26 protein-coding genes and 1 riboswitch are annotated in these 24,261 nt (G+C 66.1%); of the genes, 12 read left to right on the forward strand and 14 right to left on the reverse strand.

Going from position 1 to position 24,261, the window contains the following annotated elements; all coding sequences use genetic code 11:
• Positions 1-122 precede the first annotated feature (122 nt).
• The 3 genes from GFY24_RS05150 to GFY24_RS05160 all read left to right on the forward strand — a co-directional run bounded on the left by GFY24_RS05150 (position 123) and on the right by GFY24_RS05160 (position 2,819).
• Positions 123-1,160 (forward strand): zinc-binding dehydrogenase, encoded by a 1,038-nt coding sequence (locus GFY24_RS05150; protein ID WP_153803811.1) that lies wholly within the window; start codon positions 123-125, stop codon positions 1,158-1,160.
• A 95-nt stretch (positions 1,161-1,255) separates the two neighbouring features.
• Positions 1,256-2,047 (forward strand): alpha/beta fold hydrolase, encoded by a 792-nt coding sequence (locus GFY24_RS05155; RefSeq protein ID WP_228566005.1) that lies wholly within the window; start codon positions 1,256-1,258, stop codon positions 2,045-2,047.
• A gap of 133 nt (positions 2,048-2,180) precedes the next feature.
• Positions 2,181-2,819, forward strand: a complete 639-nt coding sequence (locus tag GFY24_RS05160) for a DUF4097 family beta strand repeat-containing protein (RefSeq protein ID WP_153803812.1) — start codon at positions 2,181-2,183, stop codon at positions 2,817-2,819.
• Positions 2,820-2,850: 31 nt separating this feature from the next.
• Here the strand turns inward: GFY24_RS05160 and GFY24_RS05165 are convergent, their stop codons facing one another.
• The 3 genes from GFY24_RS05165 to GFY24_RS05175 form a co-directional block, all read right to left on the reverse strand.
• Entirely contained in the window at positions 2,851-3,255 is a 405-nt protein-coding gene (locus tag GFY24_RS05165; protein ID WP_153803813.1) for a DUF397 domain-containing protein, read from the reverse strand.
• 471 nt (positions 3,256-3,726) lie between these two features.
• Positions 3,727-3,882 carry a dihydrofolate reductase family protein gene (locus tag GFY24_RS05170; RefSeq protein ID WP_228566007.1) on the reverse strand — a complete coding sequence of 52 codons (156 nt, stop codon included), beginning with the start codon at positions 3,880-3,882 and terminating at the stop codon, positions 3,727-3,729.
• A gap of 22 nt (positions 3,883-3,904) precedes the next feature.
• Positions 3,905-4,654, reverse strand: coding sequence for an isocitrate lyase/phosphoenolpyruvate mutase family protein (locus tag GFY24_RS05175; RefSeq protein WP_309230477.1), 750 nt, complete (start codon positions 4,652-4,654; stop codon positions 3,905-3,907).
• 174 nt (positions 4,655-4,828) lie between these two features.
• Between GFY24_RS05175 and GFY24_RS40990 the strand changes: the two genes are divergently transcribed.
• Both GFY24_RS40990 and GFY24_RS40995 read left to right on the forward strand, forming a co-directional pair.
• The gene (locus GFY24_RS40990) at positions 4,829-5,218 is read left to right on the forward strand and encodes a hypothetical protein (RefSeq protein ID WP_194852747.1); all 390 of its coding nucleotides are present in this window, start codon (positions 4,829-4,831) and stop codon (positions 5,216-5,218) included.
• 2 nt (positions 5,219-5,220) lie between these two features.
• Positions 5,221-5,508: a GGDEF domain-containing protein gene (locus GFY24_RS40995; protein WP_309230478.1), complete on the forward strand. Its 288-nt coding sequence runs from the start codon at positions 5,221-5,223 to the stop codon at positions 5,506-5,508.
• A gap of 11 nt (positions 5,509-5,519) precedes the next feature.
• Here the strand turns inward: GFY24_RS40995 and GFY24_RS05185 are convergent, their stop codons facing one another.
• Complete coding sequence (locus tag GFY24_RS05185; RefSeq protein ID WP_153803815.1) at positions 5,520-5,834, reverse strand: multidrug efflux SMR transporter; 315 nt, start codon at positions 5,832-5,834, stop codon at positions 5,520-5,522.
• An 18-nt stretch (positions 5,835-5,852) separates the two neighbouring features.
• Positions 5,853-5,920, reverse strand: a riboswitch (guanidine-III (ykkC-III) riboswitch).
• A 180-nt stretch (positions 5,921-6,100) separates the two neighbouring features.
• On the opposite strand from GFY24_RS05185, the gene GFY24_RS05190 reads away from it, so the two are divergent.
• The 3 genes from GFY24_RS05190 to GFY24_RS05200 all read left to right on the forward strand — a co-directional run bounded on the left by GFY24_RS05190 (position 6,101) and on the right by GFY24_RS05200 (position 9,866).
• Complete coding sequence (locus GFY24_RS05190; protein ID WP_309230479.1) at positions 6,101-6,553, forward strand: Fur family transcriptional regulator; 453 nt, start codon at positions 6,101-6,103, stop codon at positions 6,551-6,553.
• A 36-nt stretch (positions 6,554-6,589) separates the two neighbouring features.
• Entirely contained in the window at positions 6,590-8,803 is a 2,214-nt protein-coding gene (katG, locus tag GFY24_RS05195; RefSeq protein ID WP_309230480.1) for a catalase/peroxidase HPI, read from the forward strand.
• Between the two features lie 112 nt (positions 8,804-8,915).
• Positions 8,916-9,866, forward strand: a complete 951-nt coding sequence (locus GFY24_RS05200; RefSeq protein WP_153803816.1) for an alpha/beta fold hydrolase — start codon at positions 8,916-8,918, stop codon at positions 9,864-9,866.
• A 4-nt stretch (positions 9,867-9,870) separates the two neighbouring features.
• Here GFY24_RS05200 and GFY24_RS05205 read toward each other — a convergent pair whose 3' ends face one another.
• From GFY24_RS05205 to GFY24_RS05215, 3 genes are all read right to left on the reverse strand, one after another.
• Positions 9,871-11,037: an NADH:flavin oxidoreductase gene (locus tag GFY24_RS05205; protein ID WP_153803817.1), complete on the reverse strand. Its 1,167-nt coding sequence runs from the start codon at positions 11,035-11,037 to the stop codon at positions 9,871-9,873.
• Positions 11,034-11,585: a TetR/AcrR family transcriptional regulator gene (locus GFY24_RS05210; protein WP_153803818.1), complete on the reverse strand. Its 552-nt coding sequence runs from the start codon at positions 11,583-11,585 to the stop codon at positions 11,034-11,036. Before GFY24_RS05210 ends, GFY24_RS05205 begins: the two co-directional genes overlap by 4 nt.
• A gap of 91 nt (positions 11,586-11,676) precedes the next feature.
• Complete coding sequence (locus GFY24_RS05215) at positions 11,677-12,834, reverse strand: CdaR family transcriptional regulator (RefSeq protein ID WP_194852749.1); 1,158 nt, start codon at positions 12,832-12,834, stop codon at positions 11,677-11,679.
• A 139-nt stretch (positions 12,835-12,973) separates the two neighbouring features.
• Between GFY24_RS05215 and GFY24_RS05220 the strand changes: the two genes are divergently transcribed.
• Positions 12,974-14,518 carry a long-chain fatty acid--CoA ligase gene (locus tag GFY24_RS05220; protein ID WP_153803820.1) on the forward strand — a complete coding sequence of 515 codons (1,545 nt, stop codon included), beginning with the start codon at positions 12,974-12,976 and terminating at the stop codon, positions 14,516-14,518.
• Here the strand turns inward: GFY24_RS05220 and GFY24_RS05225 are convergent.
• On the reverse strand, positions 14,506-15,294 hold the full coding sequence (locus GFY24_RS05225) for an SGNH/GDSL hydrolase family protein (protein WP_153803821.1): 789 nt from the start codon (positions 15,292-15,294) through the stop codon (positions 14,506-14,508). The two genes, GFY24_RS05220 and GFY24_RS05225, sit on opposite strands and share 13 nt — an antisense overlap.
• A 260-nt stretch (positions 15,295-15,554) precedes the next feature.
• On the opposite strand from GFY24_RS05225, the gene GFY24_RS05230 reads away from it, so the two are divergent.
• A complete protein-coding gene (locus GFY24_RS05230; RefSeq protein WP_153803822.1) occupies positions 15,555-15,803 on the forward strand; it encodes a hypothetical protein in 249 nt (82 codons plus the stop codon).
• A gap of 461 nt (positions 15,804-16,264) precedes the next feature.
• On the opposite strand, the gene GFY24_RS05235 is transcribed toward GFY24_RS05230, so the two are convergent.
• The 5 genes from GFY24_RS05235 to GFY24_RS43580 all read right to left on the reverse strand — a co-directional run bounded on the left by GFY24_RS05235 (position 16,265) and on the right by GFY24_RS43580 (position 20,234).
• Positions 16,265-16,864 (reverse strand): TetR/AcrR family transcriptional regulator, encoded by a 600-nt coding sequence (locus GFY24_RS05235; protein ID WP_153803823.1) that lies wholly within the window; start codon positions 16,862-16,864, stop codon positions 16,265-16,267.
• The gene (locus tag GFY24_RS05240; protein ID WP_153803824.1) at positions 16,851-17,717 is read right to left on the reverse strand and encodes an alpha/beta fold hydrolase; all 867 of its coding nucleotides are present in this window, start codon (positions 17,715-17,717) and stop codon (positions 16,851-16,853) included. The genes GFY24_RS05235 and GFY24_RS05240 overlap by 14 nt, the downstream gene beginning before the upstream one ends.
• Before the next feature lie 74 nt (positions 17,718-17,791).
• Positions 17,792-18,511 carry a GbsR/MarR family transcriptional regulator gene (locus GFY24_RS05245; RefSeq protein ID WP_153803825.1) on the reverse strand — a complete coding sequence of 240 codons (720 nt, stop codon included), beginning with the start codon at positions 18,509-18,511 and terminating at the stop codon, positions 17,792-17,794.
• A gap of 191 nt (positions 18,512-18,702) precedes the next feature.
• Entirely contained in the window at positions 18,703-19,668 is a 966-nt protein-coding gene (locus GFY24_RS05250; protein ID WP_194852750.1) for a hypothetical protein, read from the reverse strand.
• Positions 19,669-19,700: 32 nt separating this feature from the next.
• Positions 19,701-20,234 carry a C40 family peptidase gene (locus tag GFY24_RS43580; RefSeq protein ID WP_375336009.1) on the reverse strand — a complete coding sequence of 178 codons (534 nt, stop codon included), beginning with the start codon at positions 20,232-20,234 and terminating at the stop codon, positions 19,701-19,703.
• Positions 20,235-20,836: 602 nt separating this feature from the next.
• On the opposite strand from GFY24_RS43580, the gene GFY24_RS05260 reads away from it, so the two are divergent.
• Entirely contained in the window at positions 20,837-21,580 is a 744-nt protein-coding gene (locus GFY24_RS05260) for a ParA family protein (protein WP_153803828.1), read from the forward strand.
• Positions 21,580-22,914 (forward strand): hypothetical protein, encoded by a 1,335-nt coding sequence (locus GFY24_RS05265; protein WP_153803829.1) that lies wholly within the window; start codon positions 21,580-21,582, stop codon positions 22,912-22,914. Before GFY24_RS05260 ends, GFY24_RS05265 begins: the two co-directional genes overlap by 1 nt.
• A gap of 140 nt (positions 22,915-23,054) precedes the next feature.
• Here GFY24_RS05265 and glpR read toward each other — a convergent pair whose 3' ends face one another.
• The gene (glpR, locus tag GFY24_RS05270) at positions 23,055-24,182 is read right to left on the reverse strand and encodes a gephyrin-like molybdotransferase receptor GlpR (protein ID WP_153803830.1); all 1,128 of its coding nucleotides are present in this window, start codon (positions 24,180-24,182) and stop codon (positions 23,055-23,057) included.
• Positions 24,183-24,261: the final 79 nt, after the last annotated feature.

Genomic DNA, 24,261 nt, shown 5'->3' on the forward strand with positions numbered 1-24,261 from the left:
AATTATCTCGTTTTGTCCGGAATCTCCACACGACGAGGCAACCCCGCAGGTCACCGAGTACGAATACGCGCGGTCCCGACCGGCAACACCCGATAGCAGTCCGAGACGACAGGAGGACGCTCATGCGGGCGACCTACATGTACGGCCCCGGCGACGTTCGCGTCATCGACGTTCCCGATCCCGCCATCCGGAACTCCACCGACGCGCTGGTGCGGGTGGTTCGCACCTGCGTCTGCGGGTCGGATCTGCACCCGTATCACTCGATGCGGCCGAATCCGGCGGGCGATTCGATGGGGCATGAATTCATCGGCGTCGTCGAGGACATCGGCGACGACGTGCGCACCGTGAAGAAGGGTGATCTGGTGATCGCCCCGTTCGCCTGGTCGGATGGCACCTGCGATTTCTGCCGGGAGGGTCTGCAGACCTCGTGCCGGCACGGCGACTTCTGGAACGCGGGCGATGTGGGCGGCGGGCAGGCCGAGGCCGTGCGGGTTCCGCTGGCGGATGGCACGCTGGTTTCCGTTGCGGTGGAAGAGGATTCGGCACTGCTGCCGGCGCTGCTGACATTATCCGATGTGTATGGCACTGGATACCACGCCGCGGTCAAGGGCCGAGTCGACGGGCACACCACGGTTACCGTGATCGGTGACGGTGCTGTCGGTCTGCTGGCAGTGCTATCGGCGAAACAGCTTGGCGCGCAACAGATCATCCTCATGGGTCGGCATAAGGATCGGACCGATCTGGGCCGGAAGTTCGGTGCCACCGAGGTGGTGGCCGAGCGTGGCGAAGAGGGTATCGCCGCTGTCCGTGAGCTGACTCGCGGTGATGGCACCCATGTGGTCATCGAGGCCGTGGGGCATATGCCCGCGTACACGCAGGCGCTGGGCATCGTGCGTCCCGGCGGTGTGATCAGCCGGGTCGGCGTGCCCCAATATGCCGATGGGCCAATAGGTTTCACCACCCTCTTCGGCCCGAACATCACCCTCACCGGCGGCCCCGCACCGGTCCGCGCCTATATCGACATCCTGCTGCCGGGCGTCCTCGACGGCAGTGTCGACCCCGGCAAGGTATTCGACCGTGAGATCGGCTTGGAAGCCATCCCGGACGGTTACCGGGCCATGGACAATCGCGAAGCCCTCAAAGTCCTCGTTCGCCCCTGACCGTCGATGGTCTGATGTAGCAGCGCATTTCGTATCAGGTGGCGTGTCAGGTCGGCGTCAGGTCGGTATCAGGCGGGCTGGCCAAAGTACTGCACATGAACAACGCAGCGATCAACTCGAAGAGCTCGACCTGGACCGGCATGGTGGAGGTCGATGACACCGCCCTGGCAGTCACCGATACCGGCGGGAACGGCACGCCCATCGTCTACCTGAATGGCGCTTACGCCGACCAGAAGCATTGGCGGCGAGTGATTTCCGAGCTCGGCCCCGGTTACCGGCACATCACCTTCGATGAGCGGGCTCGCGGCAAGTCCGAGCAGTCGGCGGACTACTCCATGGAGGCGTCCATGCGCGATATCGATGCCGTCCTCGCGGCCCGAGGTGTGGAGCAGCCGATTCTCGTGGGCTGGTCGTACGGCGGGATCGCGTCCTGGCAGTGGGCCGACCGGAACCCGGACCGGCTCGCCGGATTGGTTACGGTGGATGCCGCGCCGTTCGGCTTGACCGGCGAAGAGGGTCGGGAACGAATCCGAAAGCTGTTCCACCGCATGCGATTTGCCCTGCCGTTGGCGCGTCCGTTCGGTATGGCCGCGCGGATGAGCGCCGCACAGCACGCCGAGGTCGGCATCGACGCCAATGAGTACGCCGCGGCCAGCGTGCCGGTGTTGAGCCGCCTGACCTGCCCGACCCGGTTCGTGCTGGCCACCGGCGACAGCCTCGGGAGTGAGAAGGGCGAGATGGAGCAGGTGCGGACCTCGCTCGATCCGGTGCTCGCCGCCAACCCGAACGTGACGATCAGCGCGAAAGTCGCGAGCAATCACTCACACATTCTGCGCAAGGATTTCCGCGCCGTCGCCGCGGCTGTTCGCGAGATCGCGGCCATCTGATCTTTGCGCGACCGCAAGGGCTGAACCTCACCCTTGCATATACGTATACTTCTACTTATAGTTGGATCATCGGCCCGAACCTCCCAGGTCAGCGCCAGTCCCCCACTCGATTCATGCCCTCGAGGAGATAGCCATGCCCACTTTCGCGACCCCGCAACCGATCGACATCACCGTCGACGTGCCCTCCGGCGAGGTCAAGGTGATCGCCGCAGACCGCACCGACACCATCGTCCAGGTCCGCCCCGCCGACGCGTCCAAAAAGGAGGATGTGCGCCTCGCCCAGCAGGTCCAGGTGAGCTTCGCAGCAGGCAGCCTGACCGTGACGACCCCGAAGAGTTGGCGGACCTACTCCCCGTTCAGTGGCAACCCGGCGATCGAGGTAATCATCGAGGTGCCCACCGGTTCCCAGCTGAAAGCCTCCGCCGGCATGGGCCGCCTACTGAGCTTCGGCGAACTGGGTGACTGCGTCCTGAACATCGCCGCCGGAGACATCTCGGTCGAACGCACAACCGGTTCGGTAACCGCGAAAACCTCCAAGGGCGATATCCGCATCGGCGAAGCCACCCGCGGCGAAATGCGCCTCGAAACCTCCATGGGCGAACTGGAAGTGGGCATCAGCCCCAACAGCGCAGCCCAACTCGACTCCAACACCCAACACGGCAACGTCCAAAACCTACTCCACCCAATCGCCCCCACCACCAAGGACACAGTCCACGTCCACGCCCGAAACTCCTACGGCAACATAATCATTCACCACGTCACCGCCGCCTAGGCGCAACGGAATTCCACACCCGACCCGACCGTCAGCCGAACTCGCCGTCCCGCAACGCGGATGCAAACGCATCCCAATCACCTGCGGCGAAAACGAGCGGGCGGTCATCGGGTCGCTTGGAATCGCGCACGCCCACCAACCCATCCGCGAGGAACGCTTCCTCCAAGACATCGCTGCTCGGTCCGCCTTCGAGATACACCACCGGCGGTTCGACGGGACGGTTCTTGGAATCGACCCCGAATTCGAGAATCACGAACTGCCCGTGCAGGATTCCCCAGGCCATACCGGCGCGATAGGGGTTGATTCGCACTGTCGCGTTCGGCAATTTGCTGAGCTCGGCGAGATGCCGAAGCTGTGCCGCCATGATCGCGCGTCCGCCGATCATTCGATGTAGCGCGGACTCGTGCAGCAGTACGGCCCCGGCAGCCTGGCTCACGCTCCACTGCTGGACGCACTTCTGCCCGGCACCGAGGTAAACCATTGGGACGCAGCGCTATTCGCGGTCCTGATCCGCGGCATCGCCCTCGAGGGGAGGGCGTGAATCATGCTCACCACGCCGTGCCTACTCTCCGCCATTCCTGCAGCCGCGCTCGGCTTCCGTACAGGCGTCTGGTGGCGAACAGCGACCACCTACGGCCACCACGCCATCCGCCGCCCGATGACCTACGCATGACGTGGCAATCCGGTCCGCCCGGATCAACCAGAAACTGATGGCGCGGATTCGGCGGTGCTTGTCGCCATCAGTTCCTGGTCGAGATATGTTCGGGCCGTTGGTCTTTCGGTGAGGTTAGCGGGTGCACTCGTAGCAGAGGTAGAGGGTGCCGGAGCCGAAGGGGTGGAACTCGGTCAGGTGGAGGTTCAGGGGGTGGGTGAGTGGGGGGGGAAGTAGGGGTGCCGGCGCCCAGGATTATGGGGTAGACGAATTGGTGGTGGTGACTTGGCGGGTTTGCTCGATGTGGAAGCGGAAGAGGTCTGGGTCGGGGGCGGTCCAGTTGATGTTGCCGTCGGGGCCGGCGATGAAACCGTCCAGTGACACGCCCATCGAGTAGATCACTGGGAGCATCCGGCCCTCCTCGGAGACGGGGTCAGGGATGGAGTTTGGGGAGAGTGGTTTTCAGGGTAGCCAGAGCCGCTCGGTACAGCTGGGGACCGTAGGAGACTCGGGCCGCGCCGAGGGTGCGGAGGGCGGGGAGGTCGAGAGATTCGCTGGTGTTGGCGTTGATGGGGGCAGGGAGATCGGTGATCAGGGTGGTCAGGGATTGCTTGTCTCGCAACGCTATTGGGTACAGGCAGTCGGCTCCGGCGGCTTGATAGAGGTGGCCGCGGCGGATGGCTTCCGGGAGGCGGGCGTCCGCCTGGATCTGACTGGAAGGCAGGAAGACGTCTATGCGGGCGTTGATTACCAGGGGGATTCCGGTGTCGTCGGCGGCGGCGCGGACGGCCGCCAGCCAGTCGGCGTGGGCTTGCGCGTCGGTGAGGCCGCCCGCGCGATGGTCGGTGTCCTCCAGATTGCAGCCGACCGCGCCGAGTTCGAGCAGACGGTCCACCAGTTCGGCGGGCGGCAGGCCGTATCCGGCTTCGGCGTCGACGGTTACCGGGAGGGTGACCGCGCGGGCTATCCGGCCGGCGGCGGCGAACATTTCCCGCCAGGGCGCGCCTTCGCCGTCGGGGTAGCCGAGCATGGCGGAGATGGCATTGCTGGCGGTGGCGATTACCGGGAATCCGGCCTCGGCGACGATCTCGGCGCTGGCGGCATCCCACACATTGGGTAGCACCAGCATTTCTCCGGTGTGCAGCTCACGCAGGGTTTGAGCTTGGGCCTTCAGGTCGGTCACGGGCGCGTCCTCTCCTCGAGAATTGTTTCTCTCTCTGGTTAGACGGCATCGGGCCGGAAAAATCGTCGCTCGGACACCGGCAGACCCGGCTCCCGCATTGTGCGAATTTCACACCTACACTGGTCGGGAAGTTGCGGGGTATGCCGATTCGTTTGCCGATGCCGAACGGGGCCCATGGGTAGCAGCGCTGATCTGGTGAAATCGTGGTGGCGGGAACCGGCCGATCACCATTGGCTGACGCATGTGCTGGCATCGCATTCGGTGCTGCGATGGCAGCGCTGGGTCATCGGGTCGGGTGGGATTCTGCTGGCCATAATCGGGGTCACGACGGCGCTGTCCGACGCGGGGCCCGCCGATCGATTCGGTTTGGCGGTGTTCGGGATTGTCATTGCCGGCGCACTGCTGTGGGCGCTGCGCTGGTGGCTCCTGCCGTGGCCGAGTACGACCGAATCGCTGACGCTGTTCGCTGCGGCGGATGTCGGAATCACCGCGTGTTGTCTACAGGATTCGGATCGGGTGTACGGCTCGCTCGGGTCCTGCAATCCTGCTCCACCCCGGACCTGATCGTGTCCCGATCCGGGGGTGAGGAGTTCACCGTGGTCGGCCGATTGTCGGTCACGCAGGCCCAAGCCGCAGCCGAATCGTTCCGGCAGGCCGTCGCGGCCGATCACATCATCCCGGTGACGATCAGCATCGGCATCGCCGTCTTCGATCCAGCCGAAACCACCACCCGGCCCACACCCGAGGAACTCGTGCAATGCGCCGATTCGGCCATGTACCAAGCCAAGTCCGATGGTGGTGACCGCGTCGTCGTGGGCGAACTGATCAGCCGCGCCGGAGCCGAACCGGCCTAGCCGGTACTGGATCAGTGCGCGAGTTTGAGCCCGACTACGCCGCCGACGATCAACACCAGCAGTGCGATCTTCACCAGTGAGGCGGTCTCATCGCCGGTGAGCATCGCGTAGACGACGGTCAGGACCGCGCCGATGCCGACCCATACCGCGTATGAGGTGCCGATGGGGAGGGTGCGCATGGCGTAGGCGAGGCCGCCCATGGACATGACCAGGGCGACGCCGAAGACGGCGGTCGGAACGAGTTTGCTGAAACCCTCGGATTTGCCGAGCGCGGTCGCCCAGACGGCTTCGAGGAGTCCGGAGATCGCGAGAATCAGCCAAGCCATGACAAGTATCCCTTCGAGGAAATACCGTCTTGTCGCTGCCTGGGTACGGTTTCGATCGTCCAGTGGGCCGCCGATCGCGACCGCCCTCCACGGTAGCCGAATCCGCTGATCGCGGGTGGAGACACTGCTCACCGGGGGTTGTTTTCGCCGGTCACGCGGGCACCCGGTCCCGCCCGCCGCGTGAGCGGCTTCGAGGATCCCCCGCTCCAGACCCATTTTATCCGAATTCGTTCCCATCAAGACTGGAATGAGTCATACTTCGGAACGTGTCCACAGCAGCTGATTTCGGGCGCATGCTTCGCGGGGCCGACCTTCGGGTGACGGCGCCGCGTGTCGCGGTGCTCTCCGCTGTGCACGCCCATCCCCACTCCGATACCGATTCGATTCTGCGCCGCGTACGCGACACCCTCGGCACCGTCTCCCACCAGGCCGTCTACGACGTGCTGCGCGCACTGACCGATGCCGGTCTGCTGCGCCGCATCCAGCCCATGGGCACGGTGGCGCGGTACGAGACCCGCGTGGGCGACAACCATCACCATGTCGTGTGCCGGTCCTGCGGCGTCATCGCCGATATCGACTGCGCCGTCGGCGAGGCACCCTGCCTGGCTCCAGCGGACGGCAACGGCTTCGTCCTGGACGAGGCCGAGGTCATCTACTGGGGCCTGTGCCCCGACTGCACCGCAGCCCAGGCGACGGCATCCCAGCCGTCCCAACCGTGATCACAGTCCCATCCCACTCCCGAAAGGAATTGCCCCGTGGCACAGGAACATCCGCCCATCGGTGAGGCCAATACCGAACCCGCAGCCGGTTGCCCGGTCGCATCCAGTCGCCTCAAGGCCCCGGCCGAAGGCGGCAGTAATCGTGACTGGTGGCCCAACCAGCTGAATCTGAAGATCCTGCAGAAGAATCCGGCCGTGGCCAACCCCATGGGCGCGGATTTCGATTACGCCGCGGAGTTCAAGACCCTCGATCTGGCCGCGGTCAAGGCCGACATCGTCGAGGTCATGACCACCTCGCAGGACTGGTGGCCCGCCGACTTCGGGCATTACGGCCCGCTCTTCATCCGGATGGCCTGGCATGCCGCGGGCACCTACCGCATCAATGACGGTCGCGGAGGAGCCGGTGCGGGCATGCAGCGTTTCGCACCGCTGAACAGCTGGCCCGACAATGCCAGCCTGGACAAGGCGCGCCGCCTGCTGTGGCCGGTCAAGCAGAAGTACGGCCGCAAGCTGTCCTGGGCCGACCTCATCGTCTACGCCGGCAATGTGGCGCTCGAGGACATGGGCTTCGACACCTTCGGCTTCGGCGGCGGCCGCGTCGACCAGTGGGAGCCCGAAGAGGACGTCTACTGGGGTCCCGAGCACACCTGGCTCGGCGACGAACGCTACACCGGTAAGCGCGACCTCGAAAACCCCCTCGCCGCAGTGCAAATGGGCCTGATCTACGTGAATCCGGAAGGCCCCAACGGCAATCCGGATCCGCAGCTGGCCGCGGTCGACATTCGCGAGACCTTCCGTCGCATGGCCATGAACGATGTGGAGACCGCGGCGCTCATCGTCGGCGGCCACACCTTCGGCAAGACGCACGGCGCCGGCGATGCCGACCTGGTCGGCCCCGAGCCCGAGGCCGCCCCGCTCGAGGAGCAGGGCCTGGGCTGGAAGAGCTCGTTCGGCACCGGTGTCGGCAAGGACGCCATCACCAGCGGTATCGAGGTCACTTGGACGCCGACCCCGACCAAGTGGGACAACAGCTTCCTGGAGACCCTGTACGGCTACGAGTGGGAGCTGACCAAGTCCCCCGCCGGCGCCAACCAGTGGGTCGCCAAGGACGCCGAGGCGATCATTCCCAATGCCTTCGACGCGTCGAAGAAGCAGCTGCCGACTATGCTGACCACCGACCTGTCGCTGCGCGTCGATCCGATCTACGAGCAGATCACCCGCCGCTGGCTGGCCGACCCGCAGGAGCTGGCGGATGAATTCGCCAAGGCCTGGTACAAGCTGATCCACCGCGATATGGGTCCGATCACGCGCTACCTCGGCCCCGAGGTCCCGTCCGAGGTGCTGCTCTGGCAGGACCCGGTTCCGGCGGCCCCGGCGCAGGTGATCGGCGCGGCCGATATCGCGGCGCTCAAGACGCAGATCCTGGCGTCGGGTCCGACTGTGCCGCAGCTGGTTTCGACCGCGTGGGCGGCGGCCTCGTCGTTCCGCGGCAGCGACAAGCGCGGTGGCGCCAACGGCGGCCGTATCCGGCTGGCCCCGCAGAGCGGCTGGGAGGTCAACAACCCGGACGAGCTGGCACAGGTCATCCGGGCGCTCGAAGGCGTCCAGCAGTCCTTCAATTCCGCTGGCGGCGTTCAGGTTTCGTTCGCCGACCTGGTGGTGCTGGGCGGCGTGGCCGCGGTCGAACAGGCCGCGAAGGCCGCCGGGTTCGATATCGAGGTGCCTTTCACCCCGGGCCGCACCGATGCCACCCAGGAGCAGACCGATGTGGAGTCGTTCTCGGCGCTGGAGCCGGGCGCGGACGGCTTCCGCAACTATGTCGCCAAGGGCAGCCGCCTCCCGGCGGAATACCTGCTGCTCGACAAGGCGAACCTGCTCACCCTGAGCGCACCCGAAATGACCGTGCTGGTCGGCGGTTTGCGTGCTCTCGGCGTGAATTACAACCAGTCGTCGCTGGGTGTTCTCACCGCCACCCAGGGCACGCTGACCAACGATTTCTTCGTGAACCTGCTCGATATGGCCACGGAGTGGAAGCCCACCTCCACCGATGCGGAGACCTTCGAGGGCAAGGACCGCGCCACCGGCGCGGCCAAGTGGACCGGGAGCCGGGTGGATCTGGTCTTCGGCTCCAACTCCCAGTTGCGTGCTCTCGCAGAGGTTTACGCCACCGATGACGCCAAGGAGAAGTTCGCGCAGGACTTCGTCAAGGCGTGGGACAAGGTCATGAACCTGGACCGGTTCGACATCTGATAGTTGTTCCCTGAAAGGACCGCAGACCCACAAGGTCTGCGGTCCTGTCGTTTTCGGGGCAGGCTGACATTTCTCCAAGACGCGCGGTATCGGTCGCGGGGAGGGTGATGGCATGGATGACAACGAGATTCAAGCAACCCCGAGCCGCTGGCGGCGCCGCCGGCGGATCGCACTCGCGGGAATAGCACTGCTGACCGCCGCGCTCACGGTGAACGCGGTGTCCGTCTCCGCCGATACCGAAACCGCCTCCGGCGAGCAGATCATGCGACTGCCCGACGGCGATATGCACGTGGTGGAGAGCGGTCCGGCGAACGCGCCCGCCGTGGTGCTGCTGCACGGTCTGGGCGGGTCGACCGCCTGGTGGGATCCGATCATGCCCGCACTGCGCGATTCCCATGTGGTGCGGGTGGATCTGCTCGGACACGGCGCATCGGCGAAACCCGCTGACGGGTATGCGATTTCGGCGCAGGCCAATCGGGTCGGAGCCATCTTGGATCAGCTCGGCATCCGGCACGCGGTCATCATCGGGCACTCCAGCGGCGGTTACGCCGCGACCGCCCTGGCCGAACAGCGCCGCGATCTGGTCACGGCCCTCACGCTGATAGACACCGGCCCGAGCATGGCCGCCGAGATCGGCGAGGGGCCGACCGGCCGCCTGCTCTTCACACCGGGAATCGGGGAACTGGCCTGGCAACTGCGCACCGACGGGATAATTCGCGAAGCCCTGAGCAGCGCGTTCACCCGTGACGTGCAGGTGCCTGCGCAGATCGTCGCCGATGTGCGGGGCATGACCTATCGCAGCTTCACCGGGGCGGCCGCCGCCTCGGAGAACTATCTGACCGCACGCGCCATACCCGATCGGCTGGCCGATCTCGGCGTGCCGACGCTGGTGATCTACGGATCGCAGGACAAGCGCTGGCAGCCGACCTCATTCGAGGACTATCGCCGCGTCCCGCGGGTGCGTGTGGTCATGCTCGAGGTCGGCCATACGCCCATGTTCGAAGATCCGGACGCCACCGGCGCACTACTGCGCGACTTCATCGCCGCCCCCGCGGTCGGTTGACCGCTCAACTGGTCGGCACCAGTACGCAGCGGGTACCGGAGTAGATGGTCGGCATACATTTATTGCAGTGCACGCACAGCGAGGGGGTGGCCGCGTCGGCGCGCATCCGATTCGGCAGATCGGGTTCGCGCAGTAGCGCGCGAGCCATGGCTACGAACGAAAAGCCTTCCGCGAGAGCGTTTTCGATGGTCTCGCGGCGGGTGATCCCGCCGAGCAGAATGAGCGGGAGATCCACCTCGGCCCGGAACTGGCGGGCCCGGTCCAGCAGGTATGCCTCTTGAAATGGGTACTCGCGCAGGAACTTCGAGCCCGCCAACCGCATTCCCCAACTCATCGGCGGCGGGAAGGCGGCGGCGAATTCGCGACGGGGAGCATCACCCGTGAAGAGATACATTGGATTGAGCAGGGAGCTGCCCGCGGTGAGTTCGAGGGCGTCCACGCTGCCCTCGGCGGCCAGCCACTGCGCCACCTGAATGGACTCGTCCAGCCAGAAGCCGCCCGGCACACCGTCATCCATGCTCAGCTTGGCGGTCACGGCAATGCGATCGCCGACGGCTTCGCGGACCGCGCGAGCGACATCCAAGGCCAGGCGCGCACGATTGCGGGTGGAGCCGCCGTACTGGTCGCGGCGACGATTCAGGAACGGGCTCAGGAATGAGCTCACCAGATAGTTGTGGCCGAAATGTATTTCGACGGAGTCGAATCCGGACTCGATGGCCAGGGTGGCGGCGCGGGCGTGCGCGGCCACCACGCGATCCAGTTCGGCCTGATCGGCGCGGCGCATCATGCGCATACCGAGCGGGCTCGGAATCCGGTGTGGCGCAATGGCCGGCAGCCGGTTCGAGGCCGCATTGGCGACCGGTCCGGCATGTCCGAGCTGGGCGGCGACCGCCGCACCCGCCGCGTGTACGGCATCGGTGAGGCGGCGCAGGCCCGGTACGGCCTCGGGGCGCATCCAGATCTGATGCCGGTCGGTGCGGCCCTCCGGCAGCACCGCGCAGTAGGCGACGGTGGTCATGCCCACTCCCCCGGCGGCATGGCGGACATGGAAATCGATGAGGTCATCGGTGACCAGGGCGTCCGGGGTGGCGCCTTCGAAGGTGGCGGCCTTGATGATTCGATTCGGCAGCGTTATCGGGCCCAGCCGGGCCGGTGCGAAAATCTCGGTCATTGTTGTACAAGTCCTGCCGCTACAAAGGATTTCAGGGTTCGGACCGGAATGCGCCGGTCGCGCGGCGTCGCGGAGAGCGGGTCGCCGAAATACTCGAGAATGAGGGTGAAGGCCAGTCCCCAGCGTCCGGCGGCCTCCCGTTCGGACAGCTCGGGCCGTACCGCGAGCAGTAGCTCCACCCACGGGTCGATCGCGAACCACTGTGCGCTCCAAGCCTGTTCGCGGCCACCGAGCACCACCCGCGCCAGCAGATTCAGTCGCAGCCGGCCCACCGGATCGGCCGCCAATTCCGCGAGCGGGTCCACCACCTCATCGATCAACTCGGTAATGGAGGGCACCCACCCGTCCCGTCGCCGCGCCAGCGCCGTATCCAGCCGCGCCCGCCAGATCGGCCCGAGCCGCGCCTCCAGCAGCGCCGCGACGAGGGCCTCCTTCGACCCGAAGTGATAGTGCACCGACGCCGGATTCATCCCCGCCGCCGCATTGACCGCTCGCACCGAGACCGCGTCATACCCGGACTCCAGCAGCAGCCGCTCCGCCACGGTCATCAACTTCTCCCGTGTGGACTGATCATCGTTCACTCGCACCACGCGCTCAGTAGAACACGATTCAATCCCCGTTTCAATCAGTGATTGAAATTCAGTCGGCCGGGTTCACCTTGCGATGCCGGATGGCCCACCAGACGCGCATGGCGCTGTACGGCGCCCGCAGGTCGGTGCCGGTGAGCTCCTCGAATCGAGCGAGGCGATAGCGAACGGTGTTCTGGTGCACTATGAGTCGCTCGGCGGTGGCCTCGATGCGCAGACCGGCATTCAGGTAGTGCTCCACCGTGTCGATGACGATTCCCGCCTGCTCGCCGGTGCCGAGCGGGTCGAGGTAGCGGCGGGCCAGTTCGTCACCCAGGTCAATGTCGGCAACTATGGCGGGGAGCAGACCCAGCCGGTCCAGGTCGGCGGAGCCGGTGAGGGCGTAGCGGTGGGCGGTGGCGAGCATGCGGCTGGCCATACGGAAGGAGCGCGGTAGGTCAGCCAGCCGGGTCGCCGGGCCGAGGCCGATAGTGCCCGCGGTCTCGATAGTTCCTGTGCCGCAGACGAATCCGGCTGTATCGCCGTCCATTGCGGTCGGGAATATCCGCGGCGATGTGATGCCGGGGCGGAGCAGTCCACGGAGATCGGCGGTGGCGAGCGGATCGTCGCCGCGCGCCCGGAAGGCCCGGAACTCGCCCTCCGGGTCGAGGCCGTAGCGCTGCGCCTGAATCCGGATATCGCCGGGTCCGAGCCCGCCCAGCAATAGGCCGCGGGCGAATTCCGCACGCAGTTGCTGATCGTGCCGGGCCAGTTCGATCTCCACATCCCGATGACCGCCACTGAACGCCTGGGTGGCCTGGTCGACAATGTCGAGCAGATCGTTGATCAGGGCCAGCAGAATGCGATCGGCGATCCGGGCGGTGCGGGCAGAGGCGGTGAGATCGTCCAGTATCTCGCGGATCGCGATGCGCCAGCCATTCTGCACGTCGGAGAGTGAAACCCCTTGTCGCGCACGCACTTCGCCGAACTCGCGAAGCGCGGCCAGATCTGCGGCGGTGAGGGCGCGGGCATCGCGCAGCGCAGCCAGCAAACGGTCGACGATGGCCACGGTCATGCGTGCGATCTCCGCACCGGACAGCGCCATATAGCCCGGCATCTCCGCCCGCGCTCGCGCCACGATTCGATCGCCCAACTCCGGCGCGTGCTCCTGTACGCGCGTCAGCACCCGCCGCCTGGCGGTCGGCTTCGCTGCCTCGCGGAAATCGGTCATCGGATTCGAGGTTACGGCCGGGCTTTGGAAAAACCAACAAACCGCGGCGGCCATACTCGGGGGCCCGCTCCATGGCCCCGGTCACATCCATGCGCAAATACTTGTGACGTCCGACACCGACGTTCGACAGAGGATCACCATGTATCTGACCCAGGGCCTGCACCGCGCCGCGCAACAGACCCCCGACGCCGCCATGACCATCTTCGGCGACCGCACCCGGACCTTCCGCGAGGGCCGGGACCGGATCGCCCGGCTGGCCGGCGCACTGCGCGAACTGGGTGTCGGCGACGGCGACCGGGTGGGCATGCTGGGACTGAACTCGGATCGCTATCACGAATATCTGCTCGCGGTGCCGTGGGCGAACGCGGTGCTGAACCCGGTCAATATTCGCTGGAGCCCGGCCGAGATCGCGTATTCGCTGCGCGACTCCGGCACCGCGGTACTGCTGGTGGACGATGCCTTCGCGGCCATGCTGCCCACACTGCGGCAGGAGCATCCGGAACTGACCACGGTCATCCACTGCGGTGACGGACCCACCCCCGAGGGCGCGCTCTCGTATGAGGGCCTGATCGCGGGCGCCAAGCCGATCGAGGATGCCCGGCGCGGCGGCACGGAACTGGCCGGAGTGTTCTACACCGGCGGCACCACCGGATTCCCCAAGGGCGTCATGCTCAGTCACGCGAATCTGGCCGCCTCGGCGCTGGGCAGTGTCGCCAGCGGTCACCTGTTCGAGTCCGGCGTGCGGTTCCTGCACGCCGCGCCCATGTTCCACCTGGCCGATCTCGCGGGCTGGTACGGCACCGTGCTGCTGGGCGGTACGCAGGTGATGATTCCGTCCTTCGATCCGGTGGCCACCATGACCGCCATCGAAAAGCACGGGGTAACCGGAACCGTATTGGTACCGGTCATGATTCAGCTGCTGGTCGATCATCCGGCCGCCGCCGAACACGATCTCTCCAGCGTGCGGCACGTCATGTACGGTGCGTCACCGATTTCGGCCGCGGTTCTGGAACGGGCCATGAAGGCTTTCAGCGGTGCGGGTTTCGTGCAGGCGTACGGCATGACCGAGCTGTCACCGATCGCCACACTGCTCAGTCCGGCGGATCATATTGCGGGACGGCTACGTTCGGCGGGCCGCGCCATGCCGCACAGCGAGGTACGCATTGTCGACGCCGACGGAATCGAGGTGCCGCGCGGGACGGTCGGCGAAATCGTGGTCGGCGGTGGGCATGTCATGCTCGGTTATTGGAACCGGCCCGAGGACACCGCCGCTGCCGTGCGTGACGGTTGGATGCACACCGGCGACGGCGGATACATGGATGAGGACGGGTACATCTACATCGTGGACCGCCTCAAGGACATGATCGTGAGCGGCGGCGAGAACGTGTACTCCACCGAGGTCGAGAATGCCATTGCCGCGCACCCCGCCGTGGCCGCGTGCGCGGTTATCGGTGTGCCGGACCAGGATTGGGGCGAGCGGGTGCACGCTGTCATCGTCTGCCAGCCCGGGCAGCAGGTGAACGCCGAGGAGATTCGCGAGCACACCAAATCCCGCATCGCCGGGTACAAGGCGCCGCGCACCATCGACGTGGTGGACGCGCTACCGGTCTCCGGGGCCGGCAAGATTCTCAAACGTGAACTGCGCCAGCAATATTGGTATGCAGACGGCCGTCAGGTGAACTGACTCACGGTGGTCAGCTGCGGGCGCTTGGGCAGTACGAAGTCACCCGAGGAGCGGCCGCGCACCCGGCGGCCCACCCAGGGCACGAAATGATCGGCGACCCAGCGTAATTCGGTCGCGACCCGCTCCAATGGCTGCTGTTGCGACAGCAGCGGCGGCAGCGGGTCGCGCCAGGACGCGTCCGCGCCGGGAATCGCCAGGGAGTCGGCGACGGCCTGGGCCACGATCTCATGCCCGAGTGGACTCAGATGCAGCCGATCCTCCGCCCACGCCCGCCGATCGGTGGTCGTACTGACGGGCTCGAAGTCCACCAGCGTGACATCGTATTTCGCTGCCAGCACCCGCATTTCGGCATTCATGGCGCGCACCCGCCCGGACAGCGGGCGAACGAACGGCGCGACACTACCGATATCGGGGAAGGTGAACGAGACTACCCGGGCCCCGGCCTCGGTCAGCGCAGCCAGCATGGCCTCGATATCGGCGAGCGTGCCGGCCTGATCGAAACGCGGCCGGATGAGATCGTTCATACCCGCGATGAGCGCCACCAGATCCGGGCGCAGCGCCAGCGCCGCCTCCAGCTGCTCGGCGCGAATACGGGCGGTACGACGGCCGCGAATGGCCAGATTGGCATAGAGCACACCCGGATTCGCCGCGGCCAGCTTGCCCGCGAACCGATCCGCCCAGCCGCGCAGCCCCCCGCTCCCGTCGGGATCGCCGACGCCTTCGGTCTGACTGTCGCCCAGAGCGACGAAACGCGTGAAGGACTGCTCGGAAGCCATGCTGAATTGTCACCCCGCGCGGGTGAAGTACGCGAGACCAGCGACCCCGCGATCAGGCAATAATTGGCAAACGGATGGAGCGAAACGCTGCGATCCGAGCTCGCCGATCGGCACCACTGCCGAATCGATTCGCGAATGTCGCACGATCGCAAACCATTCGGGCCGCAGACAGCGAAGCCACGTGGAATACTTCCGCGATATGCAGACCGGAGGGTCGCGCCGCCGGAAGACGCACCCGAACCGCATGATCCGAGTAGCCGATGTTCGATAGTTACGACAGTGCCGAGGATTCCGAATCAGCCCAGGCACGGGTCTTCCTGGCCGAGCTGGAAAAACACGCCGTGACCCTGGCCCGCCGATTACAGGGTGCCGCCACCATCGATGTCCGCCGATCCCTCGATGCCGAACTCGCCTCGGTACGCCGATATGTGGATCGTATTCATCGCCGATTCCCGGGAATCGCCGTGCACCCCTTCCCCGGAACCCCCTCGGGGTCACCACCACCGTGACGGATTGCGAATGATGCGGCCGCGGTGATCAATTCCACCGCGACCGCGATCACCGATGTGCGCGGCCAGCCCGGGATCAGAATTACCGAGTCGAGCTTCTCCTGGACATACGCGCCGGCAATGACCGGTGGGTACGAGGTACCGCCGCCGTGCGGGGGTGCCAGAGTCTCGACGCGGGCGTCGACGCTCAATTCATGGAAGAAGGCCAGGGAGATAAGTTCCTTGTCAATTCTGTTCGGCGGCAACGGCTTTACGCGCCAGCAGGCAGTAGGTGAGCGGCAACCGATCTCGGCTGGACCCGGGACGACGCGCGGCGCGCCGCGCTCGCCACCCTGGACGCGGCCTGGATCGACGACACCGAACGCCGCGCTCTCACCGCCGGATTCCAGCGTGAGGTAGCCAAGCTCGTGGTTTGACCTGGCTCCCGATTATCAACCGGCACAGCCTATTTCGCTCTGCACTCAGGTGCGCAGGATGCCCGCGAGCAGCAGCATGATCGATTGCTGGGCCTGGGCTCGGGCGAGGTCGGGGTCGGCGGCATTGGCGACCATGAGTGCCGCCTCACTGAGGGCACTCACCAGTAATTGGGCGAGCATGGGGATGGGGGCGTCGGAGATCAGACCGGCTTCGCGGCCGCGTTCGAGCAGGGCGGTGATCAGGCCGAGGCCGTGCTGGGCCTCGAATTCGCGAAAAGCCTGCCAGCCCAGCACGGTTGGGGCGTCGGTGAGGACCACCTGGAGCATGGCGGGGCGGCGGCAGATCTCCAGAAAGGTGGCCAGGCCGACGGCCATGCCGGCCAGTAGGTCATCGGAATCGGCTGCCGCTATGGCGCTTTCGATCTCGGCGGAGGATTCCACCTCGACCTGCTCGAGCACCACCAGGAACAGGCCGCGCTTATCGCCGTAATGGTGATGCAGGGCGCCGCGGGTGACGCCGGCGGCGGCCACCAGATCCTGCGCGGAGGTTCTGGCGAAACCGCGCTCGACGAACAACCGGCGTCCGGCGTCCTCGAGCGCGGCCCTGGTGGTGCGCGAGCGGTCCTCCTGGCTACGGCGTGGCATGCAGCCGAGTGAACTCCAGGATCGCGGTGCTGAGCAACTCGGGCTGATCTTCGGGGAGGAAGGTGTACGAATCGTCGATGAGCGTCAAGGTCGCATCGGGCAGATCACGGGCCAGCCGCTCGGCGAAGGAGACGGGAAACAGGCGATCCTCGCGCGCCCAGGCCAGCAATACCGGGATATCCACCGCGCCGAAATGCTTCGCGGCCTCCAGCGTGTAGCGACGGTGCAGGGTTTTCAATACCCGCCGCAGGTCCTTGCGAATAGCCCCGGAGCGGCGGCTCGGCAGCAGATAGGAATCGGCGATCTCCGGCGGCACCGGCCGTTTGGTGACGAGCCCGAAGGCGATGGGCAGTCGATGCAGGGCCCGAATCCGCATGGACTCGACCAGCGGGCGGACCGAACCGGGGATGCGGGCCAGCCAGGTCAGCGGGGTGAAGGGCTGCGGCAGGAAACCCTCGTAGCTGTCCACCGAGGCCAGCACCACGCGCCCGATGCGGGATCGATCGCGGGTCAGCAACACCTGGGTGATCGCACCACCGGTGTCATTGGCGACCAGGGTGACATCGCGCAGATCCAGTCGCTCCAGGAAGGCGGCGATCAGATCGGCCAGTCCGGGTGGGGTGAGATCCGCTGCGGGAACCGGGATTTCGTGCGAGCCGAGGGGCAGATCGGGGGCCAGGCAGCGGTAACCCGCCGCCGCGATCCGCGGCACCACCTTGCGCCAGAGATCGGCATTGACCAGTAGTCCGTGGATGAAGACGACCGGCGGCCCCTCGCCGGTGTCGTGGTACCTGATGCGGCCGCCGGGGAGATCCACCTCGTGGGTACGGCCGAGGGATGTGCTTGTTGCCATCGTTGCTCCAATGCCCGTGGGTACCCGACCACTTTTACATACATACCGTATGTATGTCTACACCCGAGGTGCGCCTACTCCCGCCGTTCTCCCAACTGCGCCCGCCAGCGCTCGGCGGAACGCACCATATCCAAGCCGACCTTCTCCAGGTACTCACTCATCCCCAGCAACCGTTGCCCCGCAGGGGTTTCCGCGCCCAGCGTCCCCGCACCGTCCCGCGCCTTGGCGGCGAGCAGCTCATTGGCCCGCGCACCCGCGAGAGTGGCGCGATACCAAGCGGATTCGTCGAGGAAATACCGATCCCGGCGAGTACCCGCATCCCGCTCGCGATGAATCAGCCCCTGCCCCTCCAGATATCCGACGGCCGCCGAAACCGTCGCCGGGCTCACCCGCAGATGCCGCACCAGCTCACCCGCGGTGACACTGCCCGAATCGGCGGCATAGAGCCGAGCCAGCACCGCCGCCGCCATTTTCGGCACCCCGGTCCGCGCGAACAGCTCCGCGAACTGCGCGCTGAATACGCCGACCACCTCCGGCAGCCGCCCGAATTCATCCGCGCCCGCGGGCTTTTCGACCCGCTTGGGGCGCGGCGAGCGCCGCCGCGAACGCACCACCGTCGCGGCATGCGCGAGATCCGCCCGATAGCGGCCGGGACCACCATTACGGGTCACCTCCCGGCTCACCGTCGACGTGGGACGGCCCAGCCGGCGCGCGATCTCCGCATACCCGAGCCCCTGCGTCAAACCCAATGCAATCCGCCGCCGATCCTCCGGCGTGAGCCGCCCTCCGGGCATCGGCCCCACCTCCCTCATCGGATTCTATTGCAACATAACGCCAACCCAATCGCATTAGGCTGCAACATCACTGAGCGAGGAAACAGCGAATTAACTTGGAATAAGCCACTTTTCAAATGCAATTCGCGATCGCCGGGCGTGCGAACGCAACGTAGCGTTCGCCGCACCATGAACAATGCGAACCGAGCGAATCACGGTGCGGCAGTGTGGGCGTTCGGGTCGAAGCCGCCGGGAATCTCGTAGACCACACCGGTGAACGTCGCACCGAACAGCCGGCCCGCCGAGAAACCCCGATCGCCGCGGCCATAGCTCACCACGCTGGTCAGATTATTGCCGAAGCCGAGAACACAGAACTGGTTCGGCCCATCCACGCGCACCACCTGACCGGACGGATTCATCGGAACCACCGGGCGATTCAGCGAATCCAGCGTCAGACCGTCGGGGGCGTCGAACACATCACCGCCACCGAGATCCACCAGCGACTGCGGAGCCCAGGGGGCATCGGTCGGAATACGGGTCACGCCGGGATTGACGAAAGTCCGCGAGACATACAGGTAGCGGTCGTCGCTACTGAGCACCGCACCGTTCGCACTCGGGAGACTGCCCCAATCGGCCTGCACCACGTCATTCGGATATACCCGGCCGATCAGATCGGCGAAATCATTGGTGGCATAGACGATTCCGTCATGCGACACGGCCATGCCATTCGCCGCGCTGAGTCCCACGGCATAGGGCGCGACCGCACCGGTATCCGGATCGACCGCGATAATTCCGGCCTGCCGGCGGCTGTCGCCCGAGATCACCCGCGCATCCGCGCCATAACCGACGAGCAGTTTGCCGTCCGGCGTCCAAGCCAACGCACCGCCACCGCCACTGGGCACCGTGGCGATCGGCACCGCGGGCGCACCCGGAAAATCGATCCGGAATACCCGGCCGGTGACCAGGTCGGTGGTGAAGGCGCGACCGGCCGGATCGACCGTCAAACCCTCCAGCGCACCACCAGGATTCGCGACCGCGAAGGTCGGCTGACCCGCACCCGGACAGACCGGGGCGGCATTCGCGGGACCGGCGGTGAAAGTCGACAGCGCCGCTACGGTGAATGTCGCAAGCGCCGCGGCCATCGCCCGGGCCGCCACCATCGATAGCCTTTTACTCATTTCGCACCTCTCGCTCCGCACCATCCTGCCGCTCAGAATCGGCGTACGCCGGTGATCGGCATATTGTCGATCGGCGAGAGCTTCACGCCCTGGCCATAAGTCGATGCGTGAATGACCTGGCCGTCACCGGCATACAGCGCGGAGTGACCGCCGCCGTAGAAGGAGACCAGATCACCCGGCTGCAACTCGTCCACCGAAACCGGTGTGCCCGCCGCCAGCTGCGAATAACTCGTGCGCGGCACTTCGACACCGGCCTCGCGGTACGACCACTGCACCAGACCCGAGCAGTCGAAGGCATCCGGCCCGACCGCGCCCATGCGGTAGCTCGCGCCCAGTTTGGTCCGGGCCGCCTCCACCGCGCGCTGGCCGGCCGACTTGTTCGGCATGGCGGCCGGCACGGGCGCCGGTGCGGCGGCGGCATCGCTCACGCCCGGAATACCCACCAGCGGCGGCAGGCTGTTCGGAACGGAGAAATCGCCGAGCCCCGTCACGGTCACCCGCCGGGAGTCCGGCGCGACCGGGGCGATCGGCTCCGGGGAAGTAATCGACGGGACCGCGAGTTGCAACTTCGGAGCCGAATACTGCGGGGCCCGAAGTCGTTCGGGAATCGTCACGGGACGGAATTCGAGCGTCTCGATGATCGTCTGCGCCACAACCGGAGCCTCCGCCGTCGCCAATTCCTCTACAGGCGGCTGGATTCCGAGCTGGGCGGCGAGTTCATCGGCAATCTCGAATTGCCCGATGCCGGGGATGCTTACCGGTGTCGCCTCGGCCTCACCCGCTGCGAACAGCAGTGCCGCACCGATTCCGGCGGCGGCGAGAATGCCGGTGCCCAGGCTCCGCCACGATATTCGCGGCAGGTAGGGAAGCCTCTGTCTGTCACCGATACTTTCCATGATGCGGTCCTTCCATCAAGCGTTCAGCTATCCGGTTTCCGTTCACGAACATCTCGGTACTGCGGCAGTTCCACATTGCATAGAACGCCCGTTCGGCGAGGGCGTACAGAATGACACGCGTGTTATTCATAACGGATTCGTAAACTTGGACGGATTTCTCCGCGCGGAAGACTGTGTCCAATTGGACACGCTCCGCAATGAACGGCCCGTGCAATCGACCGTGGAAGACTTGTCGCGAACAAGTTCCCTCCCCATGAGACGGAGGATTCTCCATGACGGATTCCGTTGCGCTACCCGAACTTCCCGAACCACTGGTGGTCACACTGGGGAATTTGAAAGGCGGCGTGGGCAAGACGACCTCGGCCTTCTTCCTCGCCTCCTACTTCGCCACCGTGCGCCGACTCCGAGTACTCGTCATCGACGCGGACCCGCTGAGTCAGACCGGCTACTCCTGGTACCGGCGATTACGAAAGGAGGACGTCGAAGTCCCCTTCGAATTGATCGCCTTCCCCTCCCGGCACGTGAACGACTGCATTACCGACAATGCCGGGAAATACGAGGTCATCATTGTCGACGCCGGCGGTGAATCGGCCGACATCTTCAAAGCCGCCGTCCCCGAGAGTGATGAGTTGATCCTGGTGACCAGCGTGAGCCCGTCGGAGGTGAAACGCGTTCCCAGTACCTACCGCGCCGCCGAGGAGGCCGCCGCCGAAAGCGCCAAACAGATTCGGGTGCGCGTCCTCATGACCAAGGTCCCCGTCACCATGAAAAACGGGGTCAATGTCTCCACCGAATACCGTTCGCAGCGCGGCAATCTCGAAGACGCCGGATACGACGTCTTCGAATCCTATGTGAGCGCGTGGAAGTGGTACCGCGAGGCCGCCGACGGCGAAGTCGGCGACGGCGCCGAGAACCCCATCGCGGATCTCGGCGAATACCACCGGGTCGGCGAGGAACTACTGCGCCCCTACCTCGAAAACCTGACCACCCCTGAAGACCTGGAGGTCCCGGCCTGATGCCCCCGCAACGACGCAAGAGCTCCATCGGCGGCACGCATCCCGCGCCCACCCGCAACCCCCTCTCCGACGAAGCCGAGCACACCCCGCCCGTCTCACCACTGCGAGACGCCGAATGGCACAGCACCACGGTCACTCCCGCCGCGACCGCACCGCAGGTGAGCAAAACCGTCACCGAGACGGAGATGATCCTGCCGCCCGCCATGACGGCGAAATCCCCTGCCGCCATGTTCATCACCCCCAGCACCGAACCACCCCGCCCGGCACCCGAACCGCCAGCGCACACGGTCGAATCCCCACAGCGCGACAAGGATTCGACACCGCCCGGCGGAAATACCATGCAGCCCAATACCAAGCCGGGCAAGATCGCCGAACAGCCGGTAGAGACCAACGCCAAGTCGGTGCAGTCCAGTGACAACCTGTTGCGGCCCAGCGACAAGTCGGTGCAATCCAGCGACGAGCTATCGCGGCCCAGCGACAGTCCGGTGCGGCCCAGTGACAATCCCGTGCCACCCAGCGCCAAGACGGAGATGCTCGGTGGAAAACCGGTGCAGCCCACCGGTAAACCGGTGCAGCGGGTGGGCGGGGCCGGGGTTCGCGGAATCGATCCGGCCCTGCGGAGTGTGGGCAGTACGTTGCGGGGAGCGGCTACGGCGTCGCCGAGCGTGCTCACCATGCCGCTGCCCGCGGCGGGCGAGGGTCCGCTCAATGCGAGCGAATTGGAACAGCTCGATCTCTGCGAATCCTCCATCGACGCACTGCGAGTCGCGTTCTGGGTGGCCGGGCGCGCGCTGCAGATCGTGCGCGACGGCCGCCTGTACCGAGCCGAACACGCGACCTTCGACGACTATGTGGAGAAGCGCTGGGATATGCAGCGCTCCTACGCGCACAAGCTGATTCGCGCCTGGCCACTGGCGGCCCGACTACATCCGGTGGCGCCCTCCATCAACGAAGGCCAGATCCGCGAACTACTTCCGATCGTGGCGGCGCACGGCGAGGATGCGGCGTTCACCGTATACACAACGCTCGCCGCCGATGTGAAGGTCACCGCGGGCAAACTCCGGGAAGCCGTCGCGGTCCTCCCCCACGACTACAACCAGGGCGAGATGGTCGAACGCCTGCGCTCCTGGCTGCGCGGCGACCTCACCGAAGACACCCCCCACACCCCCGACGTATTCACCACCGCCGAATCCCGCCTCGCCGCACTGACTTCCAAAGTGGTCAAGGGCTCCACCGATGATCCGATAGCCGCCCGCGAATTCGCCGCCAAACTCCGCACCCTCGCCGAACTCATCGAGGAACAGCTCCCGATAGCCACCCGAATGCCCCACTAGCCCTTGCCGCGAGTGTGTACTCATGGCGGCGAAACGCCCTCTGCCCCACCATGAGTGCACACCGGCCGCTTGGTTCTCGGGGGTAGACGAAAATGGGTGCACGGCTTATCGCCGTGCACCCATTGGACTTTCGGGGGTGACTATTCGCCCACCGCGCGGCGGACTCGGCCGGCGGCGCGTTCGCGAGCGGCGCGCGCGGTGGCGGCGTCGAACAATTCGAGATGTTCGAAGAGCGGGTCCTCGTCATCGGGTTCCACGAGTACCGCGCGGCGCAGTTGGGTGCGGGTCTCCTCGCGATCCGGGCGGGCCTGCTCGGGCTCGGCCTCGGTGACGTCGTCCGCGTCCTCGCTACGCGAGCGGGACAGCCTCGCGGTGCGGCGGCGGCGGATGTCCTCCTCCAACTGCACCTGGCGGCGCAGATAGGCCAGGTAGCCCACGAGGACCGCTCCGGAGAGTGCGGCCAGCCACCACATGGCGGCCGAAATCGCCACTGCGCCACCGGCGAAGATCAAAGTGCTCAGCACCAGGCCGAGTACGGCCCGCTGCCGGAAGGTGTAGCGGGCCGCGCGTGCGATCGCATCGGCCTCCGGGTCGTAGCCGCCGCGACCGCGCCGCGATGGCACGAAATCCGGGTCGTCCTCATCGGATTCGTCGTCCTCGCGCAGCGCGGGCACCCGGGCCCGCTGCGGAGCCGCACCCCGCGACCGCTTGCGGGCCGGTGGCTCGTCGGCGTCATCCGCCGTGTCGAGCGCGTCTTCGGATCGGTCCTCGGTGAATCCCGCGCCGGTCTCGGCATCATGCTCGGTCTGCTCGTCGATCTCGGATTCCGCTGTGCCGGACTCGGATTCGCTCTCGACGGTCTCGGCATCCGCCGAGACCACGGTATCGTCGCCGACCACGACCTCGGCCTGCTCCGTTACCACCGCTTCCCCCCGCGCGGAATCCGCGCTCTCCGTATCGCGTTCGCGGTCGGTGTCGAAATCCTCGTCGTCCGATTCAGCTCGAGTGCTGTCGTCCGATCTGGTCATCCGATCCTCCGGATCATCGTGGTGATGCTTCCTGCGAACCGGCACGTAGTCCGGGTCGGTGTCGTGTCCGGTGGCCGGACCTTTTCTGGTGCGTCGCTCGGTATCGCCGCGATGCAACACCCGGGTGTTCAGGGCGGCGTCGGTGTGTTGACGAATGCGGGGGTGGCGGCCTGCGAGCATGGGGAACAGCACGAAGACCCAGAGCACGACCAGTCCGATCCACAAGATCGAATTCGGCATCGCGCTCAACACCTCCGTCCCCGCCTGGCTCGCTTCCCTTCGTACACCGTCTCGCGACGTGCACCGCAGCACCTACCGG

Source organism: Nocardia sp. SYP-A9097, assembly GCF_009649815.1.
In the GTDB taxonomy this organism is placed as follows: Bacteria; Actinomycetota; Actinomycetes; order Mycobacteriales; family Mycobacteriaceae; genus Nocardia.